General features: G+C 70.1%; 18 protein-coding genes. All 18 read left to right on the top strand.

The genetic code is table 11. The features are described from left to right. Positions 1–255: 255 nt before the first annotated feature. A complete protein-coding gene (gene mraZ, locus WFJ01_RS06570; RefSeq protein ID WP_251442017.1) occupies positions 256–687 on the top strand; it encodes a division/cell wall cluster transcriptional repressor MraZ in 432 nt (143 codons plus the stop codon). Positions 688–796: 109 nt separating this feature from the next. Next, complete coding sequence (rsmH, locus tag WFJ01_RS06565) at positions 797–1750, top strand: 16S rRNA (cytosine(1402)-N(4))-methyltransferase RsmH (protein ID WP_251442015.1); 954 nt, start codon at positions 797–799, stop codon at positions 1748–1750. Beyond that, entirely contained in the window at positions 1747–2319 is a 573-nt protein-coding gene (locus WFJ01_RS06560; protein ID WP_251442013.1) for a hypothetical protein, read from the top strand. Before rsmH ends, WFJ01_RS06560 begins: the two co-directional genes overlap by 4 nt. Positions 2320–2380: 61 nt before the next feature. Then, positions 2381–4165 carry a peptidoglycan D,D-transpeptidase FtsI family protein gene (locus WFJ01_RS06555; protein WP_251442011.1) on the top strand — a complete coding sequence of 595 codons (1785 nt, stop codon included), beginning with the start codon at positions 2381–2383 and terminating at the stop codon, positions 4163–4165. A 49-nt stretch (positions 4166–4214) separates the two neighbouring features. Then, on the top strand, positions 4215–5645 hold the full coding sequence (locus WFJ01_RS06550) for a UDP-N-acetylmuramoyl-tripeptide--D-alanyl-D-alanine ligase (protein WP_336628573.1): 1431 nt from the start codon (positions 4215–4217) through the stop codon (positions 5643–5645). Further along, entirely contained in the window at positions 5642–6757 is a 1116-nt protein-coding gene (mraY, locus tag WFJ01_RS06545) for a phospho-N-acetylmuramoyl-pentapeptide-transferase (protein WP_251442007.1), read from the top strand. The genes WFJ01_RS06550 and mraY overlap by 4 nt, the downstream gene beginning before the upstream one ends. Next, complete coding sequence (gene murD / locus WFJ01_RS06540; RefSeq protein ID WP_295032610.1) at positions 6754–8292, top strand: UDP-N-acetylmuramoyl-L-alanine--D-glutamate ligase; 1539 nt, start codon at positions 6754–6756, stop codon at positions 8290–8292. Before mraY ends, murD begins: the two co-directional genes overlap by 4 nt. Continuing rightward, positions 8255–9469, top strand: coding sequence for a peptidoglycan glycosyltransferase FtsW (locus WFJ01_RS06535; protein WP_251442005.1), 1215 nt, complete (start codon positions 8255–8257; stop codon positions 9467–9469). The genes murD and WFJ01_RS06535 overlap by 38 nt, the downstream gene beginning before the upstream one ends. Before the next feature lies 1 nt (position 9470). Next, positions 9471–10544, top strand: a complete 1074-nt coding sequence (locus WFJ01_RS06530) for a UDP-N-acetylglucosamine--N-acetylmuramyl-(pentapeptide) pyrophosphoryl-undecaprenol N-acetylglucosamine transferase (RefSeq protein WP_336628571.1) — start codon at positions 9471–9473, stop codon at positions 10542–10544. A gap of 102 nt (positions 10545–10646) precedes the next feature. Continuing rightward, positions 10647–12047 (top strand): UDP-N-acetylmuramate--L-alanine ligase, encoded by a 1401-nt coding sequence (murC, locus tag WFJ01_RS06525; RefSeq protein ID WP_336628570.1) that lies wholly within the window; start codon positions 10647–10649, stop codon positions 12045–12047. Positions 12048–12049: 2 nt separating this feature from the next. Next, positions 12050–13069, top strand: coding sequence for an FtsQ-type POTRA domain-containing protein (locus WFJ01_RS06520; RefSeq protein WP_336628569.1), 1020 nt, complete (start codon positions 12050–12052; stop codon positions 13067–13069). Positions 13070–13237: 168 nt separating this feature from the next. Continuing rightward, entirely contained in the window at positions 13238–14401 is a 1164-nt protein-coding gene (ftsZ, locus tag WFJ01_RS06515; RefSeq protein WP_292886135.1) for a cell division protein FtsZ, read from the top strand. Beyond that, a complete protein-coding gene (locus WFJ01_RS06510; RefSeq protein WP_292886132.1) occupies positions 14398–15081 on the top strand; it encodes a YggS family pyridoxal phosphate-dependent enzyme in 684 nt (227 codons plus the stop codon). Before ftsZ ends, WFJ01_RS06510 begins: the two co-directional genes overlap by 4 nt. A gap of 39 nt (positions 15082–15120) precedes the next feature. After that, a complete protein-coding gene (locus WFJ01_RS06505; protein WP_292886129.1) occupies positions 15121–15609 on the top strand; it encodes a cell division protein SepF in 489 nt (162 codons plus the stop codon). Positions 15610–15636: 27 nt separating this feature from the next. Beyond that, positions 15637–15918 carry a YggT family protein gene (locus WFJ01_RS06500; RefSeq protein WP_251442400.1) on the top strand — a complete coding sequence of 94 codons (282 nt, stop codon included), beginning with the start codon at positions 15637–15639 and terminating at the stop codon, positions 15916–15918. 142 nt (positions 15919–16060) lie between these two features. Next, a complete protein-coding gene (locus WFJ01_RS06495) occupies positions 16061–16636 on the top strand; it encodes a DivIVA domain-containing protein (RefSeq protein WP_251441986.1) in 576 nt (191 codons plus the stop codon). 16 nt (positions 16637–16652) lie between these two features. After that, positions 16653–17270 carry a signal peptidase II gene (gene lspA / locus WFJ01_RS06490; RefSeq protein WP_336628568.1) on the top strand — a complete coding sequence of 206 codons (618 nt, stop codon included), beginning with the start codon at positions 16653–16655 and terminating at the stop codon, positions 17268–17270. 2 nt (positions 17271–17272) lie between these two features. Continuing rightward, positions 17273–18196, top strand: a complete 924-nt coding sequence (locus WFJ01_RS06485; RefSeq protein WP_295032582.1) for an RluA family pseudouridine synthase — start codon at positions 17273–17275, stop codon at positions 18194–18196. Positions 18197–18201 lie beyond the last annotated feature (5 nt).

Raw genomic sequence — 18201 nt, 5'->3', positions numbered from 1 at the left:
ACTCCGACCTTCTGAGGGCCCGGGACGCTTCGGCGACCGGGCCCTCGGTCTGTTCCGCGGGCCCGCGCCGCCGGGATCCTCCCTTTTCCTCCCTCAGCCCCTCCACCTTCCTCCACCGGCCCCCGTTCCGCGTGATTCCGCGGAACGGGGGCCTTCGTCATGCCCGCTCGGGTCGCCCTGGGGACACGAGAAGGTATCGATTTGGAGGGAAGTGGAGTAAAGTGGAGGAAACGGCGGCGAAAGGGGGAGAGGCGCATGTTGCTCGGCACGCATTCCCCCAAGCTCGACGACAAGGGCCGCGTCATCCTCCCCGCCAAGTTCCGCGAGGATCTCGCCGGCGGCATCGTCGTCACCCGCGGACAGGACCGCTGCCTGTACGTGTTCAGCACCGCCGAGTTCGAGAGCGTGCACGAGCGCATCCGCCAGGCCCCGCTGGCGAACAAGGAGGCGCGGGCGTTCCTGCGCATGTTCCTCTCCGGAGCGAGCGCCGAGATGCCCGACAGCCAGAACCGGATCACGATTCCCGCCCACCTCCGCGCCTACGCGGGACTGGGCAAGGAACTCATCGTCACCGGCGTCGGCGCTCACGCCGAGATCTGGGACGCGGCGGCGTGGAACGCGTACGCCGAAGGACACGAAGACGCCTTCGCCGAGCTCGAGGAGGAGGTGATCCCCGGCCTGTTCTGAGACGGCCCCTGACTGTGACTCCCAGCCGCTCCCACCCCGGCGCACCTTCCCCGGTGCCGGGTCGAGCGGATGGGGATCAGGGTCAGGGACCGTAAGGCCGAAGGAAATCATGGACATCCGTCGCATACACACCCCCGTGATGCTCGAGCGCTGCGTCGAGCTGCTGGCCCCTGCGCTGCAGCACGACGGCGCGATCCTCGTCGACGCCACGCTCGGCATGGGCGGGCACTCCGAGGCGTTCCTCGAGCGACTCCCGAACATCCGCCTGGTCGGCCTCGACCGCGACACCGATGCGCTGCGGATCGCGGGGGAGCGGCTCGCCCGCTTCGGCGACCGCGTGACGCTCGTGCACACCGTCTACGACGCGATCGGCGAGCACGCCAGGGGAGCGTCCGGGATCCTGTTCGACCTGGGCGTCTCCTCGCTGCAGCTGGATGAGGCCGAGCGCGGCTTCGCGTACGCCAAGGACGCGCCGCTCGACATGCGCATGGACCAGTCCAGCGGCGTCACCGCCGCGGAGGTGCTCGCCACCTACAGCGAGGGCCAGCTGCGCCGCATCTTCGAGCGCTACGGCGAGGAGAAGCTCGCCGGGCGCTACGCCCGCGCGATCGTGCAGGCCAGGGCGGAGGAGCCGCTGGAGCGCTCCGGCCGTCTCGTGGAGGTGCTGCAGGAGGCGACTCCCGCCGCCGTGGCCCGTGCCGGGCATCCCGCCAAGCGGGTGTTCCAGGCGCTGCGGATCGAGGTCAACCGCGAGCTCAACGTGCTCGCGGACGCGATCCCCGCCGCGATGGGGGCGCTCACGGTCGGCGGACGCATCGTCGTGATGTCGTACCAGTCGCTGGAGGATCGGCTCGTCAAGCAGGCCTTCGCGGCGGCATCCGCATCCACCGCACCGGCGGGACTGCCCGTCGAGCTGCCGGAGCACGCGCCGCGATTCCGGACGCTGACCAAGGGGGCGGAGCTCGCGGACGAGGCGGAGCGCGCCGCCAACCCGCGGGCCATCCCGGTGCGCCTGCGTGCCGCCGAACGCGTGAGAGAAGATCAGAGGAGCGCCGCGCGATGAGCCTGGCACAGAACGCCCTGCAGCGGCCCCGCACGGTCGAGGCCGCGCCCGAGCGCCACCTGCACGCCGTCGAGCGGTCCGCGCGGCGTCGCCGTCCGCGGATGGCCTACGCCGTCGTCGCGCTGGCGGGCGCCGCCCTCATCGGCGGAGCCCAGATCGCCCTGACGATCGCGACCACGCAGGACTCCTTCGTCGTCGCGAAGCTCAGCCAGCAGAACAGGCAGCTGACCTGGCAGGCGCAGGCGGCGGCCCAGGATCTGGACGGCATCAGCTCCCCGCAGGCGCTCGCGACCGCCGCCTCGAAGCTGGGCCTGGTCGTCGGCGGCAGCGCGAGCTACCTGCGCCTCAGCGACGGCAGCGTGATCGGAGCGCAGGGCGCCGCGCCGACGACGTCGACGGTCAACCCGACCGGCGCCGACGGCGTGCCGAACGCGCTGGTCCGCGACACGCCGCCGCCGGCCGCGGCCCACACCGGTGCCGCGGGCGTAGAACCGAAGACACAGGAGCAGGCGCCGGAGACGGTCGTCCCGCCGACGGCCGAGGGATTGCCGACGCCGACCATCCGCTGACGCGGGCCTCCGACACGACAGCCGAGAAGATGACCGACCGCGAGCCCCGGATGGAGATCCGATGACACCCCGAGCCAGCCGGACCTCGCGCCGGCGGACCGTCCTGGCGACCGCGGCGATCCTCGTCGTCATGGGCGGCTTCGTGGTGCGCCTCGTCGACGTGCAGGTCGTCAGCGCCTCGGCCAACGTCAAGCAGTCCGAGAAGCTGAGCCTCGGGTACGCGAAGGACATCGACGGCGCGCGGGGCAAGATCGTGGACTCCAGCGGAACCGTGCTCGCCGAGAGCCAGCTGGTCTACGACCTGCAGATGGATCCCGCGGTGATGAAGGGCCTCGAGGACGACAAGAACAACAAGCCGAAGCTCCCGTGGGCGAAGGCCTCGAACGAGATCGCCGCGATCACGGGGCTGACCGGTGACGAGGTGCGCAAGATCGCCTCGGACGCGCTGGCGGAGGATCCCGGCTCGCACTACGCGATGATCAAGACGGGTCTGAGCACCGATCAGTTCCTGAAGATCCGTGCGCTCGGCCTCGCCTATCTGTGGCCGCTGCCGCGGTCGGTCCGGGTCTACCCGAACGGCGCCGTCGCCGGCAACCTCATCGGCTTCATCGCCGGCAACGGCGACAAGGAAGGGCTCGAGGAGATGCAGAACTCCTGCCTGAGCGCGACCAAGGGCAAGGAGAGCTACCTCGTCGGCAAGGACGGCGTCGTGATCCCGGGGAGCCAGAGCGAGCAGCCCGCCGTCGACGGCGGCACCGTGACGCTGACCATCAACACGGAGCTGCAGTGGTACCTGCAGCAGATGATCTCCGAGGAGGTCAAGGCGCAGGGCGCGAAGGCGGGCACGGTCACCGTCGTCGAGGTCGGCACCGGCAAGATCCGGGCCGCGGCCGAGTACCCCACCGTCGACCCCAACGACCCGGGAGCCGCCGATCCGCAGGACCGCGGATCGCGCATCTTCAGCACGAGCTTCGAGCCGGGCTCCACGTTCAAGGCCATCACGGCGGCGTCGGTGATGGAGTACGCGAACGCGAACGCGTCGACGGTGGTGACCGGTGCGTCCAGCCACGAGGAGTTCCCGAACGGAGCCGTCATCAACGACGCGTTCGACCACCCCGCCTACGACTACACGCTCGCGGGTGCCCTCATCGACTCCTCGAACGTCGCGCTCTCCAAGTTCGGCGACATGGTGAGCGACCAGCAGCGCTACGACGAGCTGGTCAAGTTCGGCGTCGGGAGCAAGACCGCGATCGACTTCCCCGGCGAGGCGTCCGGAATCATCCACCCGGTGAAGGACTGGGACTACCAGTCGCACTACACGACCACGTTCGGCCAGTACTACACCGTGACCGCGCCGCAGGTGGCCAGCGCCTATCAGGCCATCGCGAACGGCGGCGTGAAGATCCCGCTGTCCCTGGTGGAGTCGTGCACGAGCGCCGACGGCAAGGTCACCGATGCGCCTGCGGCGAAGCCGCAGCGCGTGTTCGACGCGACCAAGGACGCCGAGCTCAGCCGGATGATCGAGAACGTGGCCGTGCAGGGCAGCGTGTCCGACCAGATCAAGGTGCCCGGCTACCGCATCGCGGCGAAGACCGGAACGGCGCAGAAGCCGGATCCCACCACGGGTGCGTACAAGGAGGGGATCTACTTCACGAGCATGGTCGGGTACGCCCCGGCCGACCATCCCGAGTACGTCGTCGTGGTCACCCTGGACGAGCCCACTAGGGTAACGTCGTCTGCGGCCACCGCGCCCGCCTTCCAGAAGGCAATGACGCAGGTGCTGAAGACCTATCGCGTGCAGCCGTCCACCACCCCTATGGAACCGCTGCTGCCCAAGTACCAGTGATGACCGCCGTCATCCGACCCGGCGGTACCGCCCGGAGGATCCTTTTCCCATGATCGCTCTGTCCCTCGCGGAGATCGCCGAGATCGTCGGCGGAGAACTTCGTCCTGCTGCGGGTCACGATCCCGCATCGATCGTCTCCGGTGTCGTCGACACCGACTCGCGGCAGATGTCGGCCGGCGGAATCTTCGTCGCCAAGCCCGGAGAACACACCGACGGGCACCGGTTCGTCGGCGCGGCGCTCGAGAACGGCGCGGTCCTGGCGCTCGTCGAGCATCCCGTCGACGACGTGATCTCGCAGATCGTGGTGGCCGACGTCATCGATGCGATCGCCGAGCTCGCCCGCGCCGTGGTGGCACGCGTCCGCGCGGCCGGCGATCTGCGCATCGTCGGGGTCACCGGATCCAACGGCAAGACGACCACCAAGAACTTCCTCGCGCGGATCCTGCAGGACGAGGGGGAGACGATCGCGCCGATCGCCTCCTACAACAACGAGGTGGGCGCCCCGCTCACCATGCTGCGGATCTCCGACACGACCCGCTTCCTGGTGTGCGAGTTCGGCGCGAGCGCGCCGGGGGAGATCGCGCGCCTGGCGGGTCTGGTGAACCCCGATGTGGTCATCGAGCTCATGGTCGGTCTCGCGCACGCCGGCGGCTTCGGCGGCATCGAGGAGACCGCCCACGCCAAGGCCGAGCTGCTCGACGCCGCGCGGATCGGGGGCACGGCAGTGCTGAACCTGGACGATGCGCGCGTCGTCGGCATGACCCCGCGAGCCGAGGCGCGAGACCTGCGGATCGTCGGATTCGGGCAGACGCCCGCGGCCGAGGTCCGTGCCCGCGACATCGACGTGACGGCCTCTGGCACGTCGTGCACGATCGTGATCGCCGGGGAAGCGCCCGCGGAGGAGCGCGCGCTGCCGCTGCGCCTGCAGGTGCTCGGCGCGCACCACGTGAACAACGCCCTCGCCGCGGTCGCCGCGACGCGCGCCCTCGGCGTGGACCCGGCCGACGCGATCGCGCGCCTGGAGACGGTCCGGATCGCCGAGCGGTGGCGGATGCAGCCGATGGGCGGCGACGAGGTGCGCATCATCAACGACGCCTATAACGCCAGTCCCGACTCGATGGCCGCGGCGCTGCGCACGCTGGCTCAGATCACCGGCCCCGGCGAGCGGACCGTGGCCGTGCTGGGCGCCATGAGCGAGCTCGGCGAGACGGCGGGGGATGAGCACGACCGCATCGGCCTGCTCGCCGTGCGCCTCAACATCCAGAGGATCGTCGTCGTGGGCGCCGATGCCCGTCGCCTCTTCCTCGCCGCCGTGGGCGAAGGGTCGTGGGACGGCGAGGCCGTGCACCTGTCCGACGCCGACGCCGCCTTCGAATACCTCCAGGGCGAACTGCGTCCCGGCGACCGGGTGCTCGTGAAGTCGTCCAACTCCGCCGGGCTCCGATTCCTCGGCGATCGTCTGGGAGAATCGTTCTCGTGAGATCTCTGCTGACCGCCGCCGCGATCTCCCTCGCGTTCACCCTCCTGCTCACGCCGGTCTTCCTCCGGCTGTTCCGGAAATGGGGCTGGGGACAGGTCATCCGCACGCCCGAGTCGATCGCGAACCCTAGCCACCAGGCCAAGCGCGGCACCCCCACGATGGGCGGTGTCATCTTCATCCTGGGCACCATCGTCGGATACGGCATCGGCACCTTCACCGGCGGCAGCTACCCGACGGCTTCCGGCCTGCTGGTGATCTGGCTGATGGTCGGCTTCGGAGCGGTCGGCTTCATCGACGACCATATGAAACTGCGCCAGCAGCAGAGCGCGGGCCTGTCGGGCTGGCGCAAGATCATCGGCCAGGTGCTGGTCATGGTCCCCTTCGGCGTGGTGGCGCTCCTGGTGCGCAGCCCCGCCGGCACGACGCCGGCGAGCGGCTTCATCTCCCTCTTCCGCGACATCCCGGTGCTGTGGCTGTTCGCCCTCGGGCCCATCGTCGGCTGGCTGCTGTACCTGCTGTGGATCTCGGTGATCGGCATCGCGACCTCCAACAGCGTCAACCTCACGGACGGGCTCGACGGCCTCGCCGCGGGCTGCGCCGTCTTCGTGATCGGCGCCTACAGCCTCATCTCGTTCTGGCAGTTCAAGCAGTCCTGCGCGGTGGAGTCGCTCTCCCCGTCGTCGCTCAAGGGCTGCTACGACGTGGCGCACCCCTTCGACCTCGCGGTGATCTCGGCGTCGTTCGTCGGCGCGCTGATCGGCTTCCTCTGGTGGAACGCCCCCAAGGCGAAGGTCTTCATGGGGGATGTGGGATCCATGTCGATCGGCGGCGTGATCACCGCCCTCGCGATCCTCACCCGCACCGAGCTGCTGCTGGTCCTTCTCGCGGGCGTGTTCATCATCGCCTCCGGCTCGGTGATCGTGCAGCTCGCGTACTTCAAGCTCACCCGCGGCAAGCGCCTGTTCCTGCAGAGCCCGTTCCACCATCATCTCGAGATGCGCGGCTGGCCCGAGGCGACGATCGTGGTGCGGATGTGGATCATCGCGGGGCTGCTCTCGGTCTCGGCGTTCGGGCTGTTCTACGTCGAGTGGCTGCGGCAGACCAGCTCATGAGCCGCGATCTGGATGCCCTGACCAGCTGGCACGCGGACTGGCGGGGGCTGCGGGTCGCCGTGCTCGGCCTGTCCGTCACCGGGTTCTCGGTCGCCGACACCCTCGCCGAGCTCGGCGCCGAGGTGCTGGTGCTGTCCGAGAGCGCCACCGAGGAGTACGAGCGGCTGGTGCCGCTGATCGGCGCGCAGCTGTGGATCGGCGATCTCGGATCCGTGCCGGATCGGCTCGTGGAGTTCGCCCCGGAGGTGGTCATCGCGTCGCCCGGGTTCGCCCCGGCCCACCCGGTGATCGCGTGGATCCGCGCGCAGCGGATCGCTCTCTGGGGTGACATCGAGCTGGCGTGGCGGGTACGGGACAAGGTCGTCCGTGAGGACGGCAGCCCCGCGGAGTGGGTGCTGATCACCGGCACGAACGGCAAGACGACCACGACGCAGCTCACCGCGACCATGCTGGTCGCCGGCGGGCTGCGCGCGGCGCCGTGCGGCAACATCGGCGTCCCGGTGCTCGACGCGGTGCGCGATCCCGGCGGCTTCGACGTCCTCGTGGTGGAGCTGTCCAGCCATCAGCTCTGGTACCTCGGCCTCTCCACGGCTGCGGGGCAGCCCGTGCCGTGGGCGACCACGTGCCTCAATCTCGCCGACGACCACCTGATCTGGCACGGCAGTGCGCAGGCCTACCGCGACGCCAAGGCCCTCGTCTATCGCAACACGCGCGTGGCGTGCGTGTACAACAAGGCCGACGAGGCGACGCAGCGCATGGTCGAGGACGCGGACGTGATCGAGGGCGCGAGGGCGATCGGATTCGGGCTCGGGATCCCCGGTCCGAGCGATGTCGGCATCGTCGAGGGCATCCTCGCCGACCGGGCGTTCCTCGACGATCGTCGCAACACGGCCCTCGAGATCACGACGGTGGCGGATCTCGCCGCCCGCGGCCTCGACGCGCCCCACATCGTGCAGAACATCCTCGCGGCGTCGGCCCTGTCCCGCTCGCTCGGTGTGGAGCCCGCCGCCATCGCGGCCGCGCTCGACGGCTTCCGCCTGGACGCGCACCGCATCGAGGTCGTCGCCCGCGCCGGCGGCATCACCTGGGTGGACGACTCCAAGGCGACCAACCCGCACGCCGCGCAGTCGTCGCTGCAGGCGTATCCCGGCGCGATCTGGATCGTCGGCGGAGACCTGAAGGGCGTGGATCTGTCCGAGCTCGTCGCCGGGGCGGGCGCGACCGCCCGTGCGGCCGTCGTGATCGGCGTCGATCGCGGGCACCTTCTCGAGGCGTTCGCACGACACGCGCCCGAGGTGCAGGTGGTGGAGGTCGTCCCCGGTGACACTGAAGAGGTCATGACCCGCGTCGTCGAACTGGCGGCGGGCATCGCCCAGGACGGAGACACCGTGCTCCTCGCTCCGGCGGCGGCGTCCTTCGACCAGTTCGCCAGCTACGCGGATCGGGGCCATCGCTTCGCCGAGGCGGTGCGGCAGTGGATCGACCAGGGGAGCGCCGGTGACGCAGGTGGGAGCACGCCCGACGCCGACGCCTGAGCCCCGCGTCGACGGACTCGCCGCCCGGGTCAGACTGGGCCGCGTGTTCCGCCCGGTGTCGACCGAGTTCACGCTGATCGCCTCGACGTCGCTCCTGCTGACGGTGTTCGGCCTCGTGATGATCCTCTCCGCATCCAGCGCGAACGCGGTCGAGAACGGACAGGATCCGTTCGCGATCGTCATGACCCAGGCGCTCGTCGCCGCCATCGGCATCCCGGCCATGTTCCTGATGAGCCGGTTCCCCGTCAAGTTCTGGAAGCGCACGGCCTGGTTCGTCCTCATCGGCGCGGTCGGCCTGCAGATGCTCGTCTACACGCCCCTCGGATACGAGAACGACGGGAACACGAACTGGCTGCGGATCGCGGGTCAGGTGGTGCAGCCCTCCGAGTTCATCAAGCTCGCCCTGGCAGTGTGGGCGGGGTTCATCCTGTGGCGGAAGCAGGACCTGCTCGGGCGCTGGAAGCATGTCTTCATCCCCTTGATCCCGGTCGGCTTCCTGGCGATCGCCGCGGTGCTCGGGGGCAAGGACCTCGGGACCTCGATGATCCTCTTCCTCATCATCCTGGGGGCGCTGTTCTTCTCCGGCGTGCGGCTTCGGATCTTCGTCCTGCCGCTGCTCATCTCGCTCGTCGCCGTGCTCGGCTTCGCGTTCGCCGACGAGCGCCGGCGCGCCCTGATCCTCGGGGCGCTCGACCACTCGAACGACACGAGCTGCTACCTCGACAGCTGCTATCAGCAGGTGCACGCGATCTGGGGAATGGCCAACGGCGGCATCTTCGGGCTCGGCCTGGGCAACTCGCGGCAGAAGTACGGGTGGCTGCCCGCGGCGTCCAACGACTACATCTTCGCGATCGTGGGAGAGGAGCTCGGCCTGATCGGCTGCGCCCTGGTGCTCGCGCTCTTCGCACTGTTCGCGGTCGCCGTGTTCCGGATGATCCGCCGCACGGACGATCTGTTCGTGCGCGTCACCTCCGGCGGCATCGTCGTATGGATCCTCGCCCAGGCGCTCATCAACATCGGCGTGGTCCTCCGGGTCGTCCCCGTGCTCGGCGTACCGTTGCCGTTCATGTCGCAGGGCGGCACCTCGCTGCTGTCGGTGCTGCTCGCCTGCGGGGTGCTGCTGTCGTTCGCGCGCACGCTCCCGGCCCCCTCCCCGGCGGTTCCGGTACGCTCCTGAAGTGACCACGTACCTTCTGGCCGGCGGGGGAACCGCAGGCCACGTCAACCCCCTGCTCGCCGTCGCCGACGGCCTGCGCGCCCGCGATCCCGAGACGGGCGTGCTCGTCCTCGGCACCCGGGAGGGGCTCGAGTCGAGGCTCGTCCCGCAGCGCGGCTACGAGCTCCTCACTGTCGACAAGGTGCCGTTCCCCCGGCGCCCGAACGGGGCCGCCCTCGCCTTCCCCGCACGGTTCTCCCGTGCCGTGAAGCAGGTGCGCGCCTACATCCGCGAGCACGGCGTGGACGAGGTCATCGGCTTCGGGGGCTACGCGGCAGCGCCGGCGTACGTCGCCGCCCGCCGCGAGGGCGTTCCCTTCGTCGTCCACGAGGCCAACGCGCGCCCCGGAATGGCGAACGTGCTGGGAGCCCGATCGGCGGCGGCCGTGGGCGTCGCGTTCCCCGGCACCCCGTTGCGCGGCGGCGAGGTCGTCGGCATGCCGCTGCGCCGCGAGATCGTCGATCTCGACCGCGCGGCTCTGCGTGCGGACGCGGCGGCCGAGTTCGGCCTGGATCCGGACCGCCCCGTGCTGCTCGTGTTCGGGGGCTCTCTCGGCGCGCAGCGCTTGAACGAGGCGATCGCCGGATCCTGGCGGAGCATCCTCGACGCAGGATGGCAGATCCTGCATGCGACGGGCGACCGCTCCGAGATGCCCGACCCCGGGGCCGCCGGGTATGCGGTGCGCCGCTACCTGGACCGGATGGACCTCGCCTTCGCGCTGGCGGATCTGGTGCTCTCGCGCTCGGGCTCGGCCACCGTCAGCGAGATCAGCGCGCTCGGCATCCCCGCGATCTACGTGCCCTATGCGGTGGGCAACGGCGAGCAGCGCCTCAACGCCGCTGCCGCCATCGATGCCGGGGCCGCGCTCCTCATCGACGATGCGCGACTCACCCCCGAACAGGTGCGCGACGAGGTGGTGCCCCTGCTCCGCGACGCATCCCGGCGGGCCGCGATGCAGCGCGCGGCGGAGCAGGTCGGATCCCGCACCGGGACCGAGGACCTCATCGCCCTCGCCGACCGCGCGCTCGCGCGCTGAGCGCCGGCACGCGCGCCGGGGCGGAACGCCCGACCGGCGAGCCAGGCCCTCGGCGGGTGCGCCCCGACTTAGGATGATTCAGCCCTTAAGGACGAAAGAGCAATGATCAGACCCGACCTCTCCCTGCCGATCCCCGACGACATCTCCGCCGCGCACTTCATCGGCATCGGCGGCTCCGGCATGTCGGGGCTCGCGCGCATGTTCCTCGACGCGGGCATCCGCGTCTCCGGAAGCGATCGCGCCGACAGCGACAACCTGCGGGCGCTCGCCGCGCTCGGCGCCGAGGTGCACATCGGACACGACGCCGCGCACCTGGGCGACGCCGACACCGTCGTGCACACCGGCGCGATCTGGCCGGAGAACCCCGAGTTCGTGCTCGCCAAGGAGCGCGGACTGCACGTGATCCACCGGTCCCAGGCCCTGCACTGGCTGATCGGCGGTCGTCGCCTCGTGTCGGTGGCGGGAGCCCACGGCAAGACGAGCTCGACGGGCATGATCGTCACCGCCCTGCGCGAGCTCGGCGCCGACCCCAACTTCGTCAACGGAGGCGTGATCGAGCAGCTCGGCACGTCGAGCTCCTCCGGGGCCGATGACCTCTTCGTGATCGAGGCCGACGAATCGGACGGCACGTTCCTGCTCTACGACACCTCCGTCGCGCTGATCACGAACGTGGACCCCGATCATCTGGATCACTACGGATCCGACGAGGCCTTCCACGACGCGTTCGTCACGTTCGCGAACGGGGCGAGCGAAGCCGTCGTGATCTCCAGCGATGACCCGGGCGCGCTGCGCGTACGCGCCGGCATCACCCATCCGAACGTGATCTCCTTCGGCTTCGCGGACGACGCGGACCTGCGGATCACCGACGTCGTCACCGACGGCGCGGTCGGCGCGACGCTGACGATGCACGGCGAGTCCGCGCGCATGCAGCTGTCGGTGCCCGGCGTGCACAATGCGATCAACGCCGCGGGCGCGGTGGCCGTCCTGACCGCGCTCGGTCATCCCCTGGCGGACGCGACCCGCGCGGTGCAGGGCTTCGCCGGTACCGTGCGGCGTCTCGAGCTGCACGGCGTCGAGCGGGGCGTGAGCGTCTACGACGACTACTCGCACCACCCGACCGAGGTGCGCGCGGCGCTCGAGGCGATGCGCACGATCGTCGGCGGCGGACGCATCATCGCGATCCAGCAGCCGCACACCTACTCGCGGACCCAGCACATGTACCGCGAGTTCGCCGAGGTGCTGGAGACCTACGCCGACCACACCGTGATGCTCGACGTCTACGGCGCCCGCGAAGACCCGGTGCCCGGTGTGACGGGCGAGCTGGTCAGCGGCGCATTCGCGGATCCGAGCCACGTGCATTACGTCGCGGACTGGCAGCAGGCCGCGGACTACACGGCGACGGTGGCACGCGACGGCGACTACGTGATCACCCTCGGCTGCGGCAACGTCTACCAGATCATCCCGCAGGTGCTGGACGCGCTGCGCACCACCGCCGAGGGCTGATCGTGCGTCGGCCGTCCGCGATCCCCGTCTCCGCGCCAGCGGTCGAGCACGATGGCTCGACCGCTGGCGAGGGGGAGACGGGGCGCCTCGGACGCCGGCGGAACCCCGCTTCCGAGGCGGACGCTGCGGGCTCCGGCCCTGCCGGGACGGATCCCGCGGTTTCCGGCCCGGAGGGGAGCGGAGCGCCGATCGCGTTCGAGAGCCGACGGCCCCTGGACTCCTCCGCGATCGTCGAGGACGACGACAGGGCACCGGCCGGCTCCGCCCTCACGGCGCGCGACCTGTGGCAGGCGACGAGGGCGCGCCGCCGGGCCCTGCGCAGCGAGATCCGCCGCTTCACGCAGCGGTCCCGTCGCCGCAGGATCGCCTGGATCGTCGGCGCCGCCCTCACCGTCCTCGTCGTCGGCGGCAGCGTCGGCGCCGCGTACAGTCCGCTGTTCGCGGTGCAGACCATCACGGTCGAGGGGGCGAGCGCGATCAAGCCCGCCGAGGTGCAGAAGGCGCTCGCCGATCAGCTCGGGCGCCCGCTCGCGCTCGTGGATGCCAGCGCCGTCAAGGCCGCGCTCGTGCGCTTCCCCTTGATCGAGACCTACCGGCTCGAGGCCCATCCGCCGCACGACCTCGTGGTGCGTCTCGTCGAGCGCACGCCTGTCGGGGTCATCCAGCAGAGCGACGGGCGCTTCACGGTCGTCGATGCCGCCGGTGTCGTCCTCTCCACCGCCGAGGCCCAGCCTCCCGGGTACGCCCTGATCGAGGTCGCCGGAGGGACCGGCACCGCGGCCTTCGCCGCGGCGGGCACGGCTCTGCGCACCCTCCCCGCCGAGCTGCGCGCGCAGGTCGGCAGCGTGACGGCGTCCACGCCGGATGACATCGTGCTCACGCTGACGAGCGGCACCACGGTGACCTGGGGGAGTGCGGACCAGTCGGCGCAGAAGGCACTCGTGCTGCAAAGGCTGATGGGCGCCAATCCGGGCGCGACGAGCTTCGACGTCTCCTCGCCGGGCGTCGGCATCGCCGGCTGAGCACGAATATCCGAGGCGATCGCGCTCAGGCGCGTGTCGCTTGGCTTCTGCGCGGCATGCGCCGCTTACCTTCGATCCAGAGAAAGCAATACCGGGAAATACTTTAACCTTCTGCTTGAGGTTTAAGGTTGCCCTCGGCTCGAGGCTCGAAATACATCGGAGGACGGGATGAGCCAGAACCAGAACTACCTCGCCGTGATCAAGGTCGTCGGTGTCGGCGGTGGTGGCGTCAATGCTGTCAACCGCATGATCGAGCTCGGCCTGCGCGGCGTCGAGTTCATCGCCATCAACACCGATGCGCAGGCGCTGCTCATGAGCGACGCCGACGTTAAGCTCGACGTCGGTCGCGACCTCACCCGCGGTCTCGGCGCGGGTGCGGACCCCGAGGTCGGCCGGCGTGCCGCCGAGGATCACGCGGAGGAGATCGAGCAGGCGCTGACGGGCGCAGACATGGTCTTCGTGACCGCGGGCGAGGGCGGTGGGACCGGCACCGGCGGAGCGCCGATCGTGGCGCGGATCGCCAAGTCGATCGGCGCCCTGACCATCGGCGTCGTCACCCGGCCGTTCTCGTTCGAGGGCCGTCGCAGGCAGAGCCAGGCCGACGCCGGCGTGGCGAAGCTGAAGGAAGAGGTCGACACCCTCATCGTGGTGCCCAACGACCGTCTGCTCGAGATCAGCGACCGCGGCATCTCCATGATCGAGGCGTTCGCCACGGCGGACCAGGTGCTCCTCGCCGGTGTGCAGGGCATCACCGACCTGATCACCACGCCCGGTCTGATCAACCTCGACTTCAACGACGTCAAGTCCGTCATGCAGGGCGCAGGATCCGCGCTCATGGGCATCGGATCCGCGCGTGGCGCGGATCGCGCGATCAAGGCGGCCGAGCTTGCCGTCGAGTCGCCGCTGCTCGAGGCCTCGATCGAGGGTGCGCACGGCGTGCTCCTCTCGATCCAGGGTGGATCGAACCTCGGCATCTTCGAGATCCACGACGCGGCCGACCTCGTCAAGGAGGCCGCGCACCCCGAGGCGAACATCATCTTCGGAACGGTGATCGACGACACGCTCGGCGACGAGGTGCGCGTCACGGTGATCGCTGCGGGCTTCGACAGCGGGGAGCCCACGCTGCGCCTGGACCCGCAGATCTTCTCGCGCACGTCGGCTCCGGCCGTCGCCGAGAAGCCCGCCGCCGAAGAGGACGCCGAGGCCTCCTCCGACGAGGCGGCGCCGCGGGAGACCGCCCCCGTCACGGTGCCGTCGATCCCGCCGGTGCACACCAGCATCGAGCCGGGCTTCGACGAGAGCGACCTCGACATCCCCGAGTTCCTCAAGTGACCTCGGTCGCCGAGCGGCTGTCCGCGATCGATGCAGCGATCGCGGACGCCGCGCGGCGCGCGGGACGCGACCCCGCGGGGATCACCCGCATCGTGGTCACGAAGTTCCATCCCGCCTCCCTCGTGCGGGAACTCCACAGCCTCGGAGTCCGCGAGGTCGGCGAGAACCGTCAGCAGGAGCTCTCCTCGAAGTCCCAGGAGCTCGCCGATCTGGGGGAGCTGCGCTGGCACTTCATCGGTCAGGCGCAGACGAACAAGGCGGGCCTGATCCGGCGTGCGGCTCAGGCCGTGCACTCGGTCGACCGGCCGCGCATCGCCGACGCCCTCGACCGTGCCGGGGCGGACGCGCCGCCGCTGGACGTGCTGCTGCAGATCAACCTCACCGACGATCCGGGTCGCGGGGGCGTCGCTCCCGCGGACCTCGAGGGGCTCGCCGAGCACGTGCTCGCCCTGCCCACGCTGAGACTGCGCGGAGTCATGGCGGTCGCCCCTCTCGATGAGGAGCCGGCCGCCGCCTTCGCGCGCGTGCACGAGTACGCCGCCCGTCTGCGCGCGATCGCGCCGGAGGCGGACTGGATCTCGGCCGGGATGACCGGCGACTTCGCCGAGGCGATCGCCGCAGGCGCGACACACCTTCGCATCGGCTCCGCAATCACGGGACCGCGACCCGCCCAGGGTTAGCCTCGAAGCAGAACCACCCCTACACGTTCGGAGGACACGATGGGGAACCCGCTGAAGAAGACCATGGTGTACCTCGGCCTCGCCGATGAGGAGGAGACCTACGACGAGGTCCCCGCCGCGCACGCCACGCGTCAGGAGCACGAGCCGACCCGGCGCGAGGAGATCCGTCGCGAGCGCGAAGAGGTCAAGGCCGCTCCGGTGACGCCGCTGCGGCGTCCCACCGCGGTCCGTCAGCCTTCGGCGGGAGCGGTGAACGAGATCCTCACGGTGCACCCCAAGCAGTACCGCGACGCGCAGGTCATCGCCGAGAGCTTCCGGGACGGCATCCCCGTGATCATCAACCTGTCTCAGATGAGCGACGCCGACGCGCGTCGGCTGATCGACTTCGCGAGCGGCCTCTCCCTCGGCCTCTACGGCCGCATCGAGCGCGTGACCAGCAAGGTCTTCCTGCTGTCGCCGGAGAGCATCGCGGTGTCGGGGCAGGGCGGGATCGCCGGGGGCGACGAACCCGCGCTCGCGCACTCCTGACACGTGACGGTCGCGTCCGCGGTCTCGATGATCGCAGCGATCCTCAACATCCTGCTTCTGCTCTATCTGCTGACGCTGTTCGCCCGCGTGATCCTGGAATGGATCCCGATCTTCAACCGATCGTGGCGCCCGCGCGGCGCGGGGCTGATCGCCGCCGAGATCGTCTACACGATCACGGATCCGCCGATCAGGATGTTCCGACGTCTCATTCCTCCGTTGAGGATCGGACCCGTCGCATTGGACATGGGCCTCACACTGACGATGATCGTCGTGCTGATCCTGATGTCGATCGCCCGATCCTTTATCTGATCGTCCCCGCGTGTCACCGTCCGTTCCGCGCCGTCTTCGCGGCGCCGGGATCGGACGGCTATGCTTTTCTGAAGGTGCTGACCGCGAGGTCGGCACCGTGTGTCCACCGGCCACCGAGAACTCATCGAAAGAGGAGCCACCAATGGCACTGACCCCGGATGACGTCGTCACCAAGCAGTTCCAGCACGTCCGTTTCAAGGACGGCTTCGACCCGGACGAGGTCGACGACTTCCTCGACGAGGTCGTGCTCGAGTGGCGCAAGGCGCTCGAAGAGAACGCCGAGCTGAAGGCCAAGCTGGCCGCCTACGAGTCGGGGGAGAAGGCCGCCGCTCCGGTCGCCGAGGCCCCGGCCGCGCCGGCGCCCGTCGCCGCCCCCGCACCGGCAGCCGAGGGCGGGGCTCCGGCCGCCGCGACCGCAGGCATCATCGAGCTCGCACAGCGTCTGCACGACGAGCACGTCGCGGAGGGCAAGTCGCAGCGCGACCAGCTCATCGCCGACGCCAAGGCCCAGGCCTCGAAGATCCTCGCCGACGCCGAGCAGAAGCAGCGCGAGGAGACCGCCCGTCTCGAGCGCGAGCGCACGGTGCTCGAGGGCAAGATCACCGAGCTGCACGACTTCGAGCGCTCGTACCGCACGCAGCTGCGCAGCTACATCGAGGGTCAGCTCCGCGACCTCGACGAGAAGGGCGGCCCCACGGGGGACGCCTCCGCGCAGTAAGCAGTAAGGAGCCCCGTTGACCCGGCGTCAACCGCTTCCTGGTTCGGCGGCCGGCACGATCATTGCGATCCTCGCAGTGCTCGTGCTGGCCGCCGACCAGTTTGTGAAGTACCTCACCATCACGTACCTCCCCGAGCAGAAGGTCGTCCCGGTCATCGGGGAGTTCCTGCAGCTGTTCTCCATCCGCAACTCCGGAGCGGCGTTCTCGATCGGTGCGGGATACACCTGGATCTTCACGATCGCCCTCGCCGTCGTCGCGTGCGTGATCGTCTGGAAGTCCGTCTCCGTGCGCTCGCGCCTGTGGGCGGTCGTGCTCGGCGCGCTGCTCGGGGGAGTCCTCGGCAACCTGTCGGACCGCCTGTTCCGCGCGCCGGGGTTCGGCGTCGGCCACGTCGTCGACATGATCTCGATGCCGTGGATGCTTCCGGCGATCTTCAACGTCGCGGACATCTTCATCGTCACCGGGATGATCTCGATCGCCCTGCTGATCATCGCCGGTCTGCGACTGGACGGTTCGCGCGAGCGCGACCACAAGGAGGCCGCGCCCGCGGGCGACGACTCCGGATCCGCAGAGGGGTCGGATCCGGCCGACGCCGACGCGGACCACCGGCATCCGACCGGGACAGGGAGCTGACGGTGCAGTCCCGTGCGCTGCCCGTGCCGGACGGCCTGGACGGCGTGCGCGTCGACGCGGCGCTGGCCAAGATGCTCGGCTTCTCGCGCACGTTCGCCGCAGAGATCGCCGAGGCCGGGGGAGTGTCGCTCGACGGCGTCACGCTCGGCAAGTCCGACAAGCTGCGTGCCGGCGGATGGCTCGACGTCGAGTGGGCGCCCAAGCAGGAGCCCCGCATCGAACCGATCGCCGTGCCGGAGCTCGGCATCGTGTACGACGACGACGACATCGTCGTGGTCGACAAGCCCACCGGCGTCGCGGCCCACCCCTCGCTCGGATGGGAGGGGCCCACCGTCGTCGGCGCCCTCGCGGCGGCGGGATTCCGCATCGCGACGAGCGGGGCCCCGGAACGGCAGGGCGTGGTGCACCGGCTCGACGTGGGAACCAGCGGCCTCATGGTGGTCGCGAAGACGGAGGCCGCGTACTCCGCCCTCAAGCGCGCCTTCAAGGAGCGCACAGTGGAGAAGATCTACCACGCCGTCGTCCAGGGGCATCCGGATCCGCTCGCCGGCACGATCGACGCGCCCATCGGGCGCCATCCGAACCACTCGTGGAAGTTCGCGGTGACGCCGGACGGAAAGCCGTCCGTCACCCACTACGAGACGCTCGAAGCCTTCCGCGGAGCCTCCCTGCTGGAGATCCACCTGGAGACGGGCCGTACCCACCAGATCCGCGTGCACATGGCCGCGCATCGGCACCCGTGCGTCGGAGACCCGCTGTACGGCGCCGACCCCACGCTGTCCGCGCGGCTCGGGCTCACCCGGCAGTGGCTGCACGCCCACAAGCTGGGGTTCGCGCATCCGGTGACCGGGGAATGGGTGCAGACGGAGTCGCCCTACCCCGCCGACTTCCAGCATGCGCTGGACGTGCTCCGCGGCGAAGCCTGAGCGGC

It is taken from the genome of Microbacterium sp. MMO-35 (genome assembly GCF_037147555.1).
Lineage (GTDB): Bacteria > Actinomycetota > Actinomycetes > Actinomycetales > Microbacteriaceae > Microbacterium.
This window is presented reverse-complemented; position numbering and strand designations above follow the sequence as displayed.

Excerpts from the sequence above, each read along its gene's own strand:
- mraZ (WP_251442017.1), top strand. The coding sequence starts at position 256 with ATGTTGCTCGGCACGCATTCCCCCAAGCTCGACGACAAGGGCCGCGTC.
- rsmH (WP_251442015.1), top strand. The coding sequence starts at position 797 with ATGGACATCCGTCGCATACACACCCCCGTGATGCTCGAGCGCTGCGTC.
- WFJ01_RS06560 (WP_251442013.1), top strand. The coding sequence starts at position 1,747 with ATGAGCCTGGCACAGAACGCCCTGCAGCGGCCCCGCACGGTCGAGGCC.
- WFJ01_RS06555 (WP_251442011.1), top strand. The coding sequence starts at position 2,381 with ATGACACCCCGAGCCAGCCGGACCTCGCGCCGGCGGACCGTCCTGGCG.
- WFJ01_RS06550 (WP_336628573.1), top strand. The coding sequence starts at position 4,215 with ATGATCGCTCTGTCCCTCGCGGAGATCGCCGAGATCGTCGGCGGAGAA.
- murD (WP_295032610.1), top strand. The coding sequence starts at position 6,754 with ATGAGCCGCGATCTGGATGCCCTGACCAGCTGGCACGCGGACTGGCGG.
- murC (WP_336628570.1), top strand. The coding sequence starts at position 10,647 with ATGATCAGACCCGACCTCTCCCTGCCGATCCCCGACGACATCTCCGCC.
- ftsZ (WP_292886135.1), top strand. The coding sequence starts at position 13,238 with ATGAGCCAGAACCAGAACTACCTCGCCGTGATCAAGGTCGTCGGTGTC.
- WFJ01_RS06505 (WP_292886129.1), top strand. The coding sequence starts at position 15,121 with ATGGGGAACCCGCTGAAGAAGACCATGGTGTACCTCGGCCTCGCCGAT.
- WFJ01_RS06500 (WP_251442400.1), top strand. The coding sequence starts at position 15,637 with ATGATCGCAGCGATCCTCAACATCCTGCTTCTGCTCTATCTGCTGACG.
- WFJ01_RS06495 (WP_251441986.1), top strand. The coding sequence starts at position 16,061 with ATGGCACTGACCCCGGATGACGTCGTCACCAAGCAGTTCCAGCACGTC.